This window comes from Kitasatospora sp. NPDC048715, from assembly GCF_043198905.1.
Lineage (GTDB): Bacteria > Actinomycetota > Actinomycetes > Streptomycetales > Streptomycetaceae > Kitasatospora > Kitasatospora lactacystinica.
The window spans coordinates 57,351-73,926 of sequence record NZ_JBICVH010000008.1 but is presented as its reverse complement, the minus strand read 5'-3'; the positions used below and the strand labels follow the sequence as shown (position 1 = coordinate 73,926).

The following is a 16,576-nucleotide window of genomic DNA, read 5'->3' as shown; positions in this document are numbered from 1 at the left end:
GGCCGCATAGCGTGGTTGATGGGATCATGTCTCCAGGTCGCTCAGAGCGTCGAACAGCGGTTCGTAGAGAGCTTGGACCAGGGCGGCGTCAGCGGGTTCTGCACGTCCGTTGAAATAGGGCGTGAGGACTTGGCGAAGGCGGGAGAGCAGTCCGTCATCGCGCTCCCATTGGCGGCTTGCGGCAGAATGCTCGGGAGGCGTGGCGAGGGTGTGATCCATGAGGGCACTGGTGTCCGCTTCGTGGACGGCCGACTCCGGCGCCATCGAGACCGCCCGCGCCGGGGCGAAAGCGGCGTCCACGAAGACCACCCGTGCGGGGACCCCACCGCGGACGAGACGTCCGATGACCTGCCAGATCGTGGTCAGCTGGTCCCACGCGAACGACTCCTTCTCCCGAAGGGTGAGCCGGGAGTACATGTAGCGACGGGACAGCAGTCGTCGCCACTCGGCACGGGCTGCATGACGAAAGGCGAGCCCCGCGGAGTCCAGGTCGCCGGCGTTGGTGACGAGCTCGCTGAAGGTGCCCTGCTGCAGTCCGGAAATGTCACGTGAGAAGCGCGTCACCCAGTCGTTGATGGCGAAGACCGACAGGTAGAGGTCGTCGGGCACGGGGTGCGGACGAGCCAGGAACAGCACCGTCCCGAAGGCAGCCACCCTCTCCTCACCGGGCCGATTGGGGACTGTCAGGATGTTGTGCCCGCGTTCGACCGCCAGGAGCGGAGCTACCAGCAGCTCGGCCGTATCGTCTTCGGCGAACGAAGCCAGATCACCGCGGCGCACGGTTCCCGGGAGCGACGCCGCGAGGTCCTGGTCCAGGTCGGCGTCATCAGCGATCAGGACTCGGACACCCGTGCGCCAGCGGTCCATCTGCTGGAGTACCTCGGCGGCTGTCAGGGCGTCGCGGTAGCTCCCGACCAGGAGTAGGGCACGCTTTCGGTGCTGGTCGGAGATCCGGGCCAGTTCTCGTTGGAGAAGACCGTCGGTGTCGGCAGGCCCAGGCTTGCCGAGCTGCCACACCATGGCGCGCAGGACCTTGTCGTGGTTTTCCCGACGCTCGCCTGAGAGCCGGATCGGCGTGCCGTCGGAGTAGTAGACGAACTGGGTTCGGAACACGCTCTTCCGGATCTTGTCGATGGCGTCCGCCCTCGGTCGGAGCACTGCCCGGACCGGCGCGAGTACGTGCGCCCTGGTCGATGTGCCGGCCCAGCTCGAACCGGACATCAGCAGGACATTGGGGCCCGGTCGTCCTTGATCCGGGTCGGCACCGAGTCGGGGCAGGGAGTAGAGCAGCTCGCGGCCCACCCCGGCGCAGCGGAAGAACCGCAGGGTCCCGCTCCGGCGGCCGTCGGCATCCTTTGGGCCGTCGACTTCGTCTGGCAGGTACTGAAAGCCGAGGACGTTGCCCATGGGCGACTCGGGGACGATCGGGGCGTAGTCGAGCGGAGGTCGCCGGCTGAGGTCGTTGGCGCTGGCGTCAAGGTGAAGGGTGGCCTCGACCTGTGGCCACAGAAAGCTCACCTGGTCCAGTCGATGGTGCAAGGCCGCCAGCAGCAGCGTGAACTCCAACCTCTCGGCGTTGCACTCCAACCAGGCCGTGCTGCCACGCTGTTCTGCCGCAGCGCTCTCAACGTGATCGACTTCCGGCGCTCCGTCGAGCAGTCGGTCCAGAACCATGCGGACTCGGCCGCGCGTGTTCCGCTCTGCGAGGGTGTGCAACAGGTCCTGCGCGGCCGAAGTGAGCAGATCGGCGTCCGGACCGTGCGGTCCCACGTCACCGAGCGGGTCGTCGCGGAAGGCGTCCATGGCGTGAGTGAGTTGGTGGCGCCTCGCGGCCCATGGTTCGGCGCCCGCGGTCGGGGGAGGTGCGTCGTTCGGGGGCTGGGAAAGCGCTTCGTCAAGGTCGTAGAGGCCGAGTTCGTCGGCAAGGGTCTCCGAGGGGTCGTCGTGTTGGTGTGGGTACCAGTCGGCGAGCAGCTTCTCCTGGAGCGTCCAGGCGCTGAAGTAGTCGGTCTCGGCCCATGTCTGGAGGCCCGGGTTGGAAATGAGCATTGCGTACAGCCGGTTGGCGGCATTACTGACCACACCGAGTGAGGCGGCCCAACGCTGCACGTCGCGGTCGGCCAGCGGCAGGCGGCTCTGGCGGGCCAGCTCCTCGATCTTGTGAGTGTCCAGCCGGTCGAGCCAGGAGTCGAGCCCGCGCCCCGGCGCTACCAATGTCGCAGATGGGGCAAAGGCTCGGTCCAGCCCCATCTGCACACGGTCGACCTCGTCCACGATGATGATGTCGCTGCGCAGAGCTGCCAGTTCGAGGTATCGGATCCGTTCCTCGTTGAGGTTGCGTGGAACCGATGTCTGGACAAGGCTCATCGGATTGGCGACCCAGACCAGGGCGTCCACCAGCCTACGGGAGGCGTTGTGGCGGGGGCAGGCGCTCCACAGGGGGCACCCATGCGCCGTCGATTGCCAGTCGCTGTCGTGGTCTGCGCCAGGGACCTGGTCGGCGGACCGTGTCTCTCCGAGGTGCAGCACGGCCAGCTCGGCGTCCACGTCCGACTGGCTTCCTGCGGAACGTGCCGGGTGGAGGCCGGTGCAGGGAGCGTCGGTAAAACGGAGCGGGGCGTGTGCGTCGAGGCCCCGCAGTGCGTCCAGCGGGCATGCGGTACTGAGGTCAGTGAAGGCGGGGCTTTCGTGGAGGAGAAGTGAGGACTTGCCGCGCCCCGCAAGTCGTCGGTGCACGCGCTGGATGTGGCGTTCGCGCATGGTCCCGCCTATCACGGGGGCGGCGTCCAGATCCGGGCGGTCGTGGAACAAGTCCCGGAACTGGGCTGTGAGCGCGAGCTGTTCGGCTACATCGCCAACGACGAGGGTGGTCCTCAACCCGCGAAGCGCCGCCCACACAGCGATGAGCACCATCAAGGTGCTCTTGCCGGCCCCGACCATACCGATCAGGTGGATGATCTGGTCCAGCCGTAGGACAGTGGCGGGCTCGAAGCTGACGCCGTCGGAGTGACGGGTGTCCAGCCGCAAGCTGTTCAGCCGGTCCTCCCAGCGCTTCCGCTGGTGGGTTGGGCCCTGTTCCTGTTGATCCATCCACTGCGCTGTCACCATGAGCTCGGCCAAGGGGACGTCGATCGGTCCACCTTCACCGGGCCGGCCGACCTGAAGGTCATGGCCGTCCGGGGCGCTCAGGATCAACTCCTCCGGGATGGTGACGGAGGTGTATCGGCGATGCTCGGTGAATCGATGCGAGCCTGCTGCGGCCTGGGGTAGCGGGACGCGGGAGAACGGTGCGGCAGAGTCAAGCGCGTTGTCGTAGACGGCGAGGCGTCGTCCTGCGACGCGTGGTTCCACCCGGTATGCCGGACCGCCAAGGACGGGGACACGGTAAGCGCGCAGCCTCTCCGGAAGCCGTCGATAGGCGTCCAGGCTCTGCTGCCACAGGCGTCGGCGGCGCAGGGTCCAGAGCAGTTGCCGTGCATTGTAGAGAATCTCCCGATCACTGACCGTAAGCCCCAGACCGGATGCGCGCGCGAACGGGTAGCCACTGAGGAGGGTCCAAACGCTGTCGGCACCATCGTCGGGCGCAATGCGTTCCAACAGCCTCAGCCCAAGCTCGACCTGGCACAGGAGCGAAGGCTTGGTGTCCTGGTGTTCGGCGGGCCAGGGCTGGAGCGATCGAATCAGTGAGGAGTACCAGGAACTTCGGTCACGCACCGGATTCTCCGTCCAACCGGGCTTCCGGACCCCGGCGCCCGCGCAGTCTGGCGCGGGCTCGCCGCACCAGATCGTCGTCCACCAGGAGGTGCAGTCCTCGCGCCGAGGCGGGGTGCGCCCGCCGGAAGGCCCCCAGGTAGTCGGGGTGGCCTTGGACGCGGTACCGCGGAACGACCCAGCAGGCCTCGTGATAGGGAGGCGTCTGAGGGACAGGCAATGCTTTGCGGCCGAGCAAGCCCGGATGAGCGCGGTCCTGGACCTTGATCGCCCACACGTGTCCGTCAGGGAAGGTCACCCGCAGGTCGTAGGCGTCATAGGCCGGCCACATTTCCACTGTGAGGCCCAAGTTGCGCAATGCATCCTCCAGGCCGACCTCGGCACGGCCCGGTCCGGTTACGAACTGTCGCAGTGGGCGCCGAAGTTGGCGGACCTTCCCAGCCAAGCTGAGCGCCAGCGGTCGGCCGGGTGTTGGCGGACCCTGCTGCCGACACTCGTCGCGCTCGCACCACCAACCGCCATCGGCGAGTGGGACGAGCAGGGTCCGGCAGCGCTCGCAGGGGGTGTAGCAGCCGTCACTCAGGTAGTGGTCGGGTGCGGTCGGGTAGATGGCGCTCAGCAGAGACTCTACTGGATACAGGTAGAGATCCCCGGCGAGCTCGGACCAGTTCGCCGAGGTCATCACTGGCTGATCGACCAGAATGCGTCGGAAGCGGGTGTAGGACTCGGGGGAGTCGACGGCGCGGCATGCCTGGAGAGCGACGGCGATGGCGCGGCGGTCGTACTGTTGTGCGGCGCTGTCCTTGCCGCCGTCGACCTTCCATTCGAGGCACAGCTCCGTGGGCATGCCCGAGCTACGGTCGATGAGGAGGTCGCCGGCTCCGAAGGCCTCCTCTGCCTCGTCGTCGGCGAGCTGCAGAGGCCAGCGGTCCAGCGCTCGGGTCCGGCACCAGCTGATCAGCTCGGGTAGTCCCGAAGGGGGCGTGACCTTCTCGCGGAGGCATTCCAGCACCACCTGGTCCAGGGCGCGCTGTGCCTCTGGAGGGTACGGGGGTGGGGGAGCCGCCTGCTCGCGTTGCTCGGCGATCTCGATGATGGCCGTCGCGAGGACGTGGAGCAGCGGTACGTTGATCATGCGCAAGTCTCGGATTCCCGCGTTAGTGGAGCCGGCTCCAGTAACGTGCGTTCGGCCAGGTGTTCGGCGCCGGATCGGCACCAGGCGCGGGCCGGACAGTCGGCGCAGTGCAATCCGGGGGTGGGGGCGAATCGTGTGTCATGCAGTAGTGGTTCGGCCAGCTCCGCGAGGAGCAGCCGGGCTTCCTCGACGGTCTCGGGACGGCTCGGGTCGAGCAGCTCCAGGCTGGGGCAATCTTCGTGCAGCAGCTCCAGTTCGACCCGGGAACGCCGGGTCATGTCGGGGTCTTCTCTTGACGCCAGCATCATGACGGCGACGGCTAGTTGTGGGTAGCGTCGCATCAGCGGAACGCCCTGACCAGGCAGGCGGGAGACGGTCTTGGTTTCGCGCCAGAACCAGCCGCCGTCCCTGGTGTAGAGCAGATCCGGTGTCGCGATAAGGACCACGCCGAGGCTCGGCATGAGGACAGCTGAGGTGTGCTGAACCAGGACCTTCTCCTCGGGGCCCAAGGTGTCCAGGGGGCACAAGGCGCGGTGCCAACTGAGCATGGCGGTGGCCTGGCGCGCGATCCGTCCGGTGAGCCGGTGTCCGCCGGCCTCCCAGTCGTCAGGGTCCACGGGGCCGGTGAGATGGCGACAGCTGTGCCCGGGCCCGGCGCTGTGCCGCTCGTTGAGCGAGGCGTCCACGGCTCGGCCTCGGCGTGTCTCCTCGGACTCGTTGTCCTCCGCGGAGCGGAGATTGAGTTGCCGGTCGAGGTGGTAGCGAGCCGGGCAGGCGTGGTAGGTCCGCAGATCCCAGGCGGAGACGTCCCTGCGGGAGCGATGCGGCGAGGGGGTTCCCGGCCATAGTCCTTCGGCCCGGCGCAGGGAACGACAGCCTTCGATGGCCTTGCAATCCGTGCAACTCGTCCCTGGCCGGGTTGCGATGTCGGCCTCGGCGCGGCTCAGCTGCGGGGTGGTGTGTGCGGCAAAGGCCGCGGCGGCCTCGTGCGTCGACCAGTCCAGAAGGAGTGTCGAGTCGCCCGCGGCGCAGCCGAATTCGTACACCCTGACGCGGTCGGGGCTGCGGAACGCCGACTCCTCCGGTCGGGTGTAGGGCTGGCCGAAGCGGGGACGTCGGCACGGCGTTCCTCGGAAGAGGACGTGGGCGATGGCGGCTTGCTCGGCGACCGACCGGTTCTGCTTCGCCTTCCCGTACGAAGGGAGCCACAGTTCACGGAGGCTTCCGTCGGCCGACTCGTAGCGCCGTCCCCAGGCCGTGTACTCGCGGACGGCCACGGTGTCGAGGTCGTCCGGGTCGGTGCGGTGACCCCGAAAGGCGACCCACTCGAGGTTCCGTAAGGGGTGCGTGGGCGGGACTCCGCTGGCGGATGCCTGCTGGTGCTGGCGGGCGGCGAGGAAGCGGGTGATGGCCTGTGAGGTCCACTCGAGCAAGGATGGATGAGCAGGTGGCCCGTATCCGAATGCTCCCTGGCTGGCGATGAGTTGATCGATCACCTGCTCAACTGGCTCTTCCTGATGCTCGATCCGGTCCAGGGCTGCCATGAAGGGCGCCATGCCGAAGGTCTGGAGTCCAGTCCGCCGAGGAGGTTGGCGCGAGCTCGGTCGGATCAGCGGTCGGAGCTTGGCTGCCTTGGCCCTTGGGCAGGCGTTCGGTTCCTCCCTTGCGGCCGTGCTGGACAGCCGGAGCAACCAGCCGTCTCCGGTCAGGCCTGGCGGCGGTATTGGGCGGTTCACGGGATCCTCCGTGGCAGATGGACGCCTTGCGTGGTGAAGCTGCCGGGGCATGACGACCGGAGGAGCATTGCAGAGGTAGCCGAACGGGGTCAACGCGTCACTGAGCGCCATGGATGCGTACTAAAGTGTGCGCGACATGCAGACGGCGTGCCCGAGTTGGTGCACGCTCGGCACGATTGGGGGACTGTGGACGACCACGAGCTGCATCCGGGCGAAAGGGTGGGCGTGCGCTACGAGGTGGTCGAGCCGAAGGGTAAGGGCGGCATGGCCCGGGTGTACCGCGCTCTCGACTTGGCCGACGGCGGTGGCGTGGCTTTGAAGTTCATGCGCTCGGATCGGGAATACCTCAAGCGGCTCGATCCTGACGAGCGGGAACGGGAGTGGAAGACGCTCGTTGCCCGCTTCGATCGGGAAGTCCGCCAACTCGGCAGGCTGCGCCACCCGGGCATCCCCAGGCTGCTGGGGCACGGAGAGCATCGGGGTGAGCGTTACCTCGTGATGGAGTACATCGACGGCCGGACGCTGTACGACATCCTCAAGCAGCGCAGTCCGTTGCCGCTCGCTGCGGCCGCGGCCACAGCGGTTCAAGTCGTCGACGCTCTCATGTGCATCCATGCCTTGCCGCTGGTGCACCGGGACATCAAGCCCATGAACATCATGATCGCCCTCTCGGGCCTGGTTTCCGTGGTCGACCTCGGCATTGCCAAACCGCTTGGCATCGGCGTTCCACAACTGACGCTGCATCAATCGACTCTCGGGAGCCATGGGTACAAGTCGCCTGAGCAGTTGATGGATCGACAGCCTACGGTGGCCAGCGACATCTACAGCCTCTGCTGTGTTCTCTACCTCCTCTTCGAGGGGAAACCCCCGCACGATGGCCAGAGCGAGGGCGCTCTGCGCGATCAGCACCTGCACGAGCAGCCGAAGCCGTTCGGTTCGGCGGTCCCGGCGGATGTGGCTGAGGTCATTCTGAGGGGGCTGGCAAAGGACTATCAGGAGCGGCCCTCGCTCAGCGAGATCCGCGAAGTGATGGCCAGACACCTCCCGGCGCCCGGCGATCCTCCTCCCTCGCCCCGCCTCGAATACGACTCGACCATTCCGTTCCGGCTATTGGAGAGCCCCCTTCCAGTGACCGAGACGGACGGCGAGGACGTCGAACCGCTGGAGGACATGCCGTGGGTTGGGCCGGCCGATCTCAGGAAGGCCATGGAGGCCGTCCAAGTGCTGCTGGACAGCAAGAATCCGGCAGGCGACGAAGTAGTGGAGCGCATCGAGGACCTTGCCAGGCTAGCGGTCCTCGGCCAGGGGCAGTTGGGTCTGCGACGTGCCGTGGTTCGGGACGCGCTCTTTCTGGCGGCCGACGGACTCAGGGCGGAGGCGGGGGCCGGGAGATATGCGTGCCGTCTGTATGAGGGGATCGCGCGGGACCTCGCGCACGCCGACGGGCCGGAGGAGCGTGCCGCCGCGATCACCGCACGGCTTCGCGCAGCCGAGTGTCGGTTGGATCTCGGTGAGAGCGCGCCGACACTTGCGGTCCTCGGGGAGGCGGCTCGGATCACGTCCGAGCTTCCTCCGGCCTTCCGGGGCGAGCCGGAACGCGCGCGTGGGGAGCTTGAGGAGATGTACGTCGCGCGGGCGCAGTCCGCCGAACAGGCGCGGCAGGTGGTCTGCGACCTGCGCCGGCAATTCACCTGATGGCCCTTGTAGCCGTGGAACCGCTCGAGTACACCTCGGCCTGAACGAGCGGCGCTACGAGGCCCTGAACACCGCCCTGCGCCAGCTCCGTACTCCAAAGCTACTCCAGCGTACGTCCGGGCCGTCGCCGTCTATCAACCCAGGGTTGCACGATTGCGATGTCGAGGGTTCTGGATGGGGTCTCGGTGCGTCCGCGTACTGTGGTGCCCGGCAGAGGGAAGGGGAGCCGTTGCGCAGGGTGCCGCCGGAGATGTTCCGGTTCACGACGGGGGAGAAGGCCGATTTCTACGGTGCGATCCTGCAGGCCTTCGGCGCGGCCAACGAGCGGCTGGAGACCGCGCTGGGGCTGGACGATGTGCGCGCCCGGCTGCGGACGGTCGGCTGGCTCGACGCGGTGGACGACGACGAGCTCCAGGACGCGCTGCGAAGGCTCAGGGAGTGGCAGCTGCTGGACGTCGTGCAGAACCACGCGGAGAACTACCGCACCGCCGAGGAGTACGAGCGCCGCAACCTCCAGTACTCGCTGACCCGGCGCGGTGAGGCCGCGTCCGCCGGGGTCGAGCACGCCCTGTCCGTCCTCGCCTCGTCCGGTGCGCTCCAGACGGCGGTGCTGGAGGCGATCACGGACCGGCTCGACGAGCTGTACGTCCTGCTGGGGGACTCCACGTCCTCGGACCGGCGGGTCTTCACGACGCTGCAGGAGCTGGAGGGCCACCTGGAGGCACTGCTGGCCAACACCAAGGCGTTCAACGGCGAGTTGCAGCGCCTGCTGCGCGCCGAAGGCGCTGACCTGGCGACCTTCCGGGAGGTGAAGGCCGCGACGGTGGGCTATCTCCAGGAGTTCCTCGTCAACCTCGACCAGCGGGGACAGGCGGTCGCCTCCGCCGTGGAGCGGGTCGAGGGGCGGGGCGTGAGCCTGCTGCACGAGCGGGCGCTGCGGGGTGCCGAGCTGCCGCCGGTCGCCGAGGGTGATCCCGCGCCGGCCTGGTTGGAGCGGCGCCGGGCGCGTTGGGAGGGGCTGCAGGCCTGGTTCCGGCCTGTGGACGGGGCACGACCCCGGGCGGAGCAACTGCATGACGTGGCGCGCCGCGCGATCGTGACGCTCCTGCAGGTCCTTGACCGGATCACCGAGTCACGGCGCCGCTCCTCCAGCGCCGTCCAGGACTTCCGGGAGCTGGCCCGCTGGTTCGCCGCGGCGCCCACCGAGGACGACCTGCACCGCCTCTGGTCGGCCGCCTTCGGCCTGGGGCCGGCCCGTCACGCGCATCTCGCCCACCCCGACCCGGAGTTGGTTCCCTCGTCGGGCAGCTGGGCCGAGGCTCCGCCGGTGGAGGTGTCGGCCCTGCTGCGGACCAGTGGCCGCACCGAGCGGTTCACCCGCACCGGGAAGGTGCGCGACATCGGCGGGATCAAGGCGGCCCGTGCCGAGCGGGCGCGGAAGGAACGCGCCGAACTCGAAGCGGCCTGGGACGTCCTGACCACTGACGGTCCGGTGCGGCTCTCCGGCATCGGCACGCTGGACCACGCCGTCTTCGACCGGCTGCTCGACCTCCTTGGCCGGGCGCTCGCCGGACGACCGGACGGCAGCGGAACGCGCCGGGCGGTCACCTCCGACGGCCGGGTCGAGATTCTCCTCCGGCCGCTGCCCGACGGCGGGCGGGCCGTTCTGCGGACACCTCGGGGGAAGCTGGAGGGACCGGACCACCTGGTGGAGATCCGCAGCGCGGGGAGCACATGGGAGCCCGCTGGGCGGGAGGCAGGATGAGCACCCTTGCGAACCAGCTGGTCCTGGCCGAGCGGCAGGACGTCGCCCGAGGCATCAAGCTGCTCCTCGGCCGGCCGCTGATCACCGAACGCGGAGACCCGTCCGCCTTCGAGGTGATCCGCCGTCGGCAGGACCCGTTGACGAAGTGGTTCGACTACCACTGCGGTTGGCAGCTGGCGGTGGAACCGCGCCTGGGGTACGCGCGCCTGCTCAAGATCCGGACCGTCCCCGACGCCTCGCGCCCCGCCCGTCGGCTGCGGTCCGGCAAGGCTCCGTTCGACCGCCGCCGCTACACCCTGCTGTGCGTCGTCGCGGCCGAGCTGCTCCCGGTCCCGGTGACGACGGTCGGCCTGCTCGCCGACCGGGTCGTCCAGGCCTGTGCCACCGACGAGGCGCTGCCGCCCTTCGACACGGCGAGCAGGCCCGAGCGCATGGCCTTCGTGGACGTCCTAAAGCTGCTGGAGGCGTACGGCGCGCTCCTCACCGTGGATGGCCTCACGGAGAGCTTCGTCGACTCGGCGAAGGCCAAGGTCCTCTACCGGGTGGACGCCACCGTACTGATGCGTCTCCTCGCCGCACCCGTCGGGCCGTCCCGGCTGGCCGTTCCGGCGGAGGACGTGCCGCTGCGCTTCGAGGAACTCCTGCGGGGCACGGTGCGCGAGAGCCGGTACGGTGGCGCCGACGCCTCCGATGCGCAGCGCAACCTCCGCCTGCGGCACGCGGTGCTGCGTCGGCTCTTCGACGATCCCGTCCTCCACCACGACGAGCTCGGCGCCGACGAAATGGCCTACCTCACCTCGCCGACCGGGCGCCAGATCGTCCGGCGCGCCGCCGAGCAGGGCGGGTTCGTGCTGGAGGAACGGGCCGACGGCCTGCTGCTCGTGGACCCGGACGGGATCGCCACCGACAGCCGCTTCCCGGACGACTCCGCGACGGCCCGTGTGGCGGCCCTGCTCCTGCTGGAACCGCTGACAGCCGCTCCGGACGGGCTGACACCGGAGCAGCTCGCGGCCGAGGCGAACGAACTCCTGCGGCGCTTCCCGCAGTGGGCGAAGAGCTACCAGTCGGAGGACGGCGCCCAGCGCCTCACGGCCGACGCCGTTCGCGTCCTCGGCGACTTCGGCCTGGCCCGCCGGATCGGCGACCGCACCGTCCCCCGGCCCGCGGCGTTCCGGTACCGGACCACCGTGCCCGACGGTCCCGCGACCTGACCAGGGAAGAAAGCCGATGACCGTGACACAGTTCCCGCAGCCCTCCGCGTTCCCGACGGCGGCCGCAGCAACGCGGTGGCAGCCCTCCAGGGCCGGCATCCTCAATGTCTGGCGCTACTACGACGAGGTCTTCACCTTCCACGAGGGCCGACTGCTCCTGCGGGGACAGAACGGCACCGGCAAGTCGAAGGCGCTGGAGGTGCTCCTGCCCTTCCTGCTCGACGCCAGCCTGCGACCCAACCGGCTGTCCACCTTCGGTGGATCCGAGCGCACCATGCACTGGAATCTGATGGGCGAGGGCGCCTCGGGCAAGACCCGCGTCGGGTACGTGTGGCTGGAGTTCGTCCGCGACGACGGAGAAGACGACAGCGGTTCCGGCTGGTTCACCTGCGGCGCCAGACTCCAGGCCAGCGTGCACACCACCGGTGTCACCGTCGACTACTTCACCACCGGCGCGCGGATCGACCGCCCAGGCGGTCTCTCCCTGCTCAACGACGCGGGCCAGCCGCTCACCCGTGCCGCGCTGGCCGAAGCGCTGCAAGGCCGGGGCGAGCTGCACGGATCACCGACCGACTACCGCAACACGGTCCGGAGCAGGCTCTTTTCCGGGCTGAGCGAGCAGCGCTACGACGCCCTGATCACCGCGCTGCTCCAGCTCCGCACCCCCAAGCTCTCGGAGCGCCTGGATCCGTCGCTGCTGTCCTCCCTGCTCTCGCGGGCCCTGCCCCCGCTCGGCCAGGGCGAGATCACCGAACTGGCCGAGGGCTTCGAACGCCTCGACCGCCAGCGTGAGCACCTGAAGGCCCTGGACGACGAGGTGGCCGCGGCCACCGCCGTCGCGACCCAGCAACGCGGCTACGCCCAGCGCGTCCTGCGCGCGGGGGCGGCGGCGCTCATTTCCGCGACGACCGAGATGGACAATCTCACCCGCATCGCCAGGGAGAGCGAGGAGGAGCACGCCGACGCCCTGCGCCGGCGCGATGAGGACAGAAGGGCGCGGGAGGAGCTCGAACACCGGCGACAGGAGATCGAGGGCACCGTCGAGGGGCTGCTCGACTCCGAGGCCTACCGACAGGGGCAGGAACTCGATCAGCTCCGTCGCAGGACCGACCAGGCCGCGGGAGCCGCCGCCCGTGCCCGCGCCGCCGCTGACCGGAAGGTTCAGGCGGCCGACGAGGACGCCGGGCGTGCCGACGAGGCACGGCTGCGCTCTGAGCAACGGGCTGAACACACCCGCGTGGCCAGGGAGGAGACGCGCGGCGCGGCACGGCGAGCAGCCATGGAGTCCGTCTGCACCGAGGTGCAGACGTTGCTAGGCGCCGCACCGGGGCCGTCCGGGGACGCGCAGGAGCAAGGGCGCACGGCACGCCGCCTGCTGCGCGGCGCGGTCGTCTCGCGGCACGGCCAGATCGCCGAGGTCCGCACCGCCGTCGAGTGTCACGAGCGTTCCCTCGCGGGCCGGACGGCGGCGGAGCAGCACCTCGACACGGCGCGCGAACGGCTGGCCGACGCGACTGCGAAGCGCGAGGCGAACGCCCACGCCTACGAGACGGCCGTCGATGCCCACGCCGACCGGCTGCGCCGGTGGGCAACGGCCGACTGCACCGAGCTGTTGATAGATGACGTCGAGGAGATCGCCTCCCGCGCCGCCGTCGAGACCGACGTCCTCGCGCTGGTCGAAGCCGCCGCCCGGGCCGTGGAGAGCTCCATCACCGTGGACGAGACGACTGCCCGCGCCGGCCGGGACAACGCCCGCGCCCGGCGTGACCTGGTCGTCGGGGAACTGGAGCGCACCGCGGCCGCGGCGGATCTCCCGCCGGTGCCGCCACGGACCCGCACGGCCGACCGGTCGGTCCTGCCGGGCGCGCCACTGTGGCGACTGCTGGTGTTCCGGCCGGACGTGCCGCCTGCCGACCAGGCAGGTATCGAAGCGGCTCTGGAAGCGGCCGGCCTGCTCGACGCCTGGATGACCCCCGACGGAGGCCTCGTCGTCTCCGGACACGACACCCTGGCCGACCCGGCATCGGCCCTTCCCGCACCGGGTCCCTCGCTGCTCGACGTCCTCGCTCCGGAACCCGACGGCCCGGTGCCGTCCGGCCGGGTACAGAGGCTGCTGGCCGGCATCGCCTACGGCCCCACGCTCCCGGCGGGCCACCCTGCCGCCGTGGCGGCCGACGGAAGCTGGCGGCTGGCGACGGTGGTCGGCTCCTGGACCAAGGAGGAGTCCAGCCACATCGGCGCCGCGGCCCGGGAACGCGCCAGGCAGCGACGGATCGCGGACCTCGCCGCCGAACTGGCCGAGGTCGAGACCAGCGTCACCGGCTTCGAGACGCGGCTGCGCGCCGTTGCCGACCGCCGGACGCGGCTCGGTGCCGACCTCCGCTGCCGGCCGCACCACCGGGAGGTGGAACAGGCCAAGCGGGTCTGGGAACGGTCCGAGTCCGAGGTGGGTGCCCGCGAGGATACCGTTCGCGAGGCCGTCGAACGCTTGGCGAGGCAGGAGGAGGTGGTTGCGGACGCGCTGCGCGTACTCGCCGTCGCCTCGGCCGAGCACGCCCTGCCGACCGAACGGGCCGCCCTGGACGCGACCGCCACGGCGATCGACGCGCTGCGCGAGCAGGCAGACGTCTGGCTCGATGCGCACCTGGCCTGGACGGCCGCCCAGCAGGCCTGGGACATCGCCCGCAGCCACGCCGAGGCGTCCCGGGGTACGGCAGCCGAGAGCCTGGGCGAGGCCGAGGACGCCGAGGCCGCCGCCCGCGGGCTCCGATCCGCGCTCCTGGCCGTCGAGAGCACCGTCGGCGAGGACTACCGCCAAGTGGCCGCCCGGATCAGCCACTTCCGAACGATGCTCGACCGGACCCGCCACGAGATCGACACCGGCAACCGGTCGCTCCTCGCCCTCGAAGGCCGGATCGGCGCGCTGGGCGCCACGACGGCCCAGGACGCGGCCCGGCGTGATGAGGCTGTGCTGGTCCGGAACGAGGCCGCCCACGGCTTCCGGCGCCTGTGCGTCCTCGGATTCCCCGAGGACGCGGGCCTCGACCTCGTCCTCACCTCCGTGGACGGCACTCGCGCGACCCTCGAAGCGGCACGCGAGACCGCCGCGACATGGCCCAACCTGCCGCACGGCACCAGGAACCTCGGCGACTCCCTGAACCGCCTCTCCGAGGCCGTCCACCGAGCCCGCCAGAGCCTCAGCAGCCGTGCCGACCTCGAATTCGAAGCCGAGGAGGACATCCACGTCCTCACCGCCACCGTCGACGGCATCCGTGTCGGCGCGACCAGCCTCCTCGCCATCCTCACCGGCGACCGTGACCGCAGCCAGGACGACATCACCGCCGCCGAACGGAGCCTCTTCGACCGAACCCTCACCGGCGACACCCGCCGCCACCTCGCTTCCCGGATCCGCCAGGCCGGTGAACTCGTCGAGCGGATGAACGGCCACCTCGAACGGGTCCGCACCGCCTCACGGGTGGCGGTCCGTCTGGTGTGGCAGATCCACCCCGACCTGCCCGCCGGCACCCGGACAGCCCGTGAACTGCTGCTCAAGGACCCGGCCCGGATCACCGAAGCCGACCGCGAGGCCCTGCACGCCTTCTTCCGGGGCCGTATCGAGGAGGCCAAGACCCGCAACACGGCGGCGACTTGGGAAGAGCAGCTCGCGGAGGTCCTCGACTACACGGCCTGGCACCAGTTCGTCGTCAAGCTGGACCGCGCCAACGGCGCCGGGTGGCAGCTGCTCACCAAGAAGCTCCACGGCGCGCTGTCGGGCGGCGAGAAGGCCATCGCACTCCACCTGCCGCTCTTCGCCGCGGTGGCCGCCCACTACGAGGCGGTGCCGGAGTCCCCGCGGCTGATCCTGCTCGACGAGGTCTTCGTCGGCGTCGACACCGTCAACCGAGGGCAGGTCTTCGCCCTCCTCGCGGCGCTCGACCTCGACCTGGTGCTCACCTCCGACCACGAGTGGTGCACCTACCGGGAGCTCTCCGGGATCGCCGTCCACCAGCTGATCACCGGAGGCGACGGCGACGATGCCGTCACCAGCGTCCGGTTCACCTGGACGGGTGCCGACCTGCTGCCCGACGAAGCCGGCCCGGAGGGATCGGCATGACAGGCCGCCATCCTCTCGACGTCCCCGAACTCAGGCCCCTCTGGTCGGCCGTCCACGATCGCCTGTCGACCGGCCGCCCCGTCAGCCGGGTGCGGTCGGGGCCGCTCGACGAAGCCGGCCGGGAGGCCCTGGCCGACCTCCTCGGACTGGACCGGCTCCCCGGTGCCGAACCGACGATCCCCCTCGCGGTACTGGAAGCCGCTGTGGTGGACGCCTGCGGTCGGCCGGTCCGGGAGGCGGTGGCCGCGATCATCGGCCCGATCGACGACCGGGCCGCCGAGCGTGAGCGCAGGACCGGTCAGCGCGACGCCCTGTGGGGCTGGTTGGCAGGGCACGAGGTGGTCACCGCCCAGCCCGTTCTTCTCGAATGGGTCGGCCATCTACGCGCCAATGGCCTCGTCGACGGCTCTCCCGACCGGACCAGGGGCCTCCTGACCGCCGCGCTGGCCGTCCTGGCCGCACTCCCGGCCGATGGCGAGCCACTGCCTGTGTTCGCCGCTCGCCTCCTCGGTGACTCGCACGCCCTCGACGACGGGACTCGGCTGTCCTCCCTCGTCCTGCGTGCACTGGCGGTGCTGTACGGCACCGACATGCCGGATGCCGCCGAGGGGCGACGTTCGCTCTGGAGCCGAGCCGGCGTCGCCGACGACGAACTGTCGGCCACCGTGCTCGCCGTCGGCCTCCGCCCCGAGGGAGCAGGCCCGGTCGCCGGGGTCTCCCGGATCTGCGCCGCGTCCGGTCACCCCATCAGCCTCACCCTCGCCCAGCTGCGCTCACCCGGCGAATTCACCGGTCCCGCAGGACCGGTGCACATCACCGAGAACCCCAGTGTGCTCGCCCTCGCCCTACGGCGCTTCGGCCGGCACTGCCCGCCACTGGTCTGCACCTCCGGCTGGCCCAACACCGCCGTGATCCACCTGCTGCGCCGACTCGCCGACGACGGCGCCTCCCTGCGCTACCACGGCGACTTCGACGGCGAGGGCATCCGCATCGCGGCTCACGTCATGGCCAAGGCCGGAGCCGTCCCCTGGCGGATGGCGGCCGACGACTACCGGGCCGCCGTGTCCCGGGTTCCCCGGGGCCCCGATCCGGGGCGCCTCACGCCCGCCCCGTGGGACCGGGCGCTCGTCGACTCCATCGCCGAACTGCGCAGCGCAGTGGTCGAGGAGGTGGTCGCCGACCTTCTCCTCGACGACTTGGCAGAGTACC

7 protein-coding genes and 1 pseudogene are annotated in these 16,576 nt (G+C 70.1%); 5 read left to right on the top strand and 3 right to left on the bottom strand.

The window, feature by feature from the left end; translation table 11 throughout:
- Positions 1-24: 24 nt before the first annotated feature.
- Genes ACGFSC_RS16985 through ACGFSC_RS16975 form a run of 3 tightly spaced genes read right to left on the bottom strand, consistent with a single transcriptional unit; the run spans position 25 to position 6,390 of the window.
- A complete protein-coding gene (locus ACGFSC_RS16985; protein WP_359898913.1) occupies positions 25-3,714 on the bottom strand; it encodes a hypothetical protein in 3,690 nt (1,229 codons plus the stop codon).
- Positions 3,707-4,846 (bottom strand): hypothetical protein, encoded by a 1,140-nt coding sequence (locus ACGFSC_RS16980; protein ID WP_359899019.1) that lies wholly within the window; start codon positions 4,844-4,846, stop codon positions 3,707-3,709. The genes ACGFSC_RS16985 and ACGFSC_RS16980 overlap by 8 nt, the downstream gene beginning before the upstream one ends.
- Positions 4,843-6,390: a PD-(D/E)XK nuclease family protein gene (locus ACGFSC_RS16975; protein ID WP_359898915.1), complete on the bottom strand. Its 1,548-nt coding sequence runs from the start codon at positions 6,388-6,390 to the stop codon at positions 4,843-4,845. The genes ACGFSC_RS16980 and ACGFSC_RS16975 overlap by 4 nt, the downstream gene beginning before the upstream one ends.
- 378 nt (positions 6,391-6,768) lie before the next feature.
- On the opposite strand from ACGFSC_RS16975, the gene ACGFSC_RS16970 reads away from it, so the two are divergent.
- The 5 genes and pseudogenes from ACGFSC_RS16970 to ACGFSC_RS16950 all read left to right on the top strand — a co-directional run.
- The gene (locus ACGFSC_RS16970; RefSeq protein ID WP_359898916.1) at positions 6,769-8,277 is read left to right on the top strand and encodes a serine/threonine-protein kinase; all 1,509 of its coding nucleotides are present in this window, start codon (positions 6,769-6,771) and stop codon (positions 8,275-8,277) included.
- A 250-nt stretch (positions 8,278-8,527) separates the two neighbouring features.
- Positions 8,528-10,042, top strand: a complete 1,515-nt coding sequence (locus ACGFSC_RS16965) for a TIGR02677 family protein (RefSeq protein WP_359898918.1) — start codon at positions 8,528-8,530, stop codon at positions 10,040-10,042.
- On the top strand, positions 10,039-11,253 hold the full coding sequence (locus ACGFSC_RS16960) for a TIGR02678 family protein (RefSeq protein ID WP_359898920.1): 1,215 nt from the start codon (positions 10,039-10,041) through the stop codon (positions 11,251-11,253). Before ACGFSC_RS16965 ends, ACGFSC_RS16960 begins: the two co-directional genes overlap by 4 nt.
- Before the next feature lie 16 nt (positions 11,254-11,269).
- Positions 11,270-15,367, top strand: a complete 4,098-nt coding sequence (locus tag ACGFSC_RS16955; protein WP_359898922.1) for a TIGR02680 family protein — start codon at positions 11,270-11,272, stop codon at positions 15,365-15,367.
- A pseudogene (locus ACGFSC_RS16950) lies at positions 15,364-16,554 on the top strand (TIGR02679 family protein); the annotation flags it as partial. The gene ACGFSC_RS16955 and the pseudogene ACGFSC_RS16950, both read left to right, overlap by 4 nt.
- Between the last annotated feature and the right edge of the window lie 22 nt (positions 16,555-16,576).

What these genes read in the sequence shown, in the direction of transcription:
- ACGFSC_RS16965 (WP_359898918.1), top strand. Translation starts at nt 8,528, where the DNA reads ATGTTCCGGTTCACGACGGGGGAGAAGGCCGATTTCTACGGTGCGATC.
- ACGFSC_RS16975 (WP_359898915.1), bottom strand. Translation starts at nt 6,390, where the DNA reads ATGGCAGCCCTGGACCGGATCGAGCATCAGGAAGAGCCAGTTGAGCAG.
- ACGFSC_RS16980 (WP_359899019.1), bottom strand. Translation starts at nt 4,846, where the DNA reads ATGATCAACGTACCGCTGCTCCACGTCCTCGCGACGGCCATCATCGAG.
- ACGFSC_RS16955 (WP_359898922.1), top strand. Translation starts at nt 11,270, where the DNA reads ATGACCGTGACACAGTTCCCGCAGCCCTCCGCGTTCCCGACGGCGGCC.
- ACGFSC_RS16960 (WP_359898920.1), top strand. Translation starts at nt 10,039, where the DNA reads ATGAGCACCCTTGCGAACCAGCTGGTCCTGGCCGAGCGGCAGGACGTC.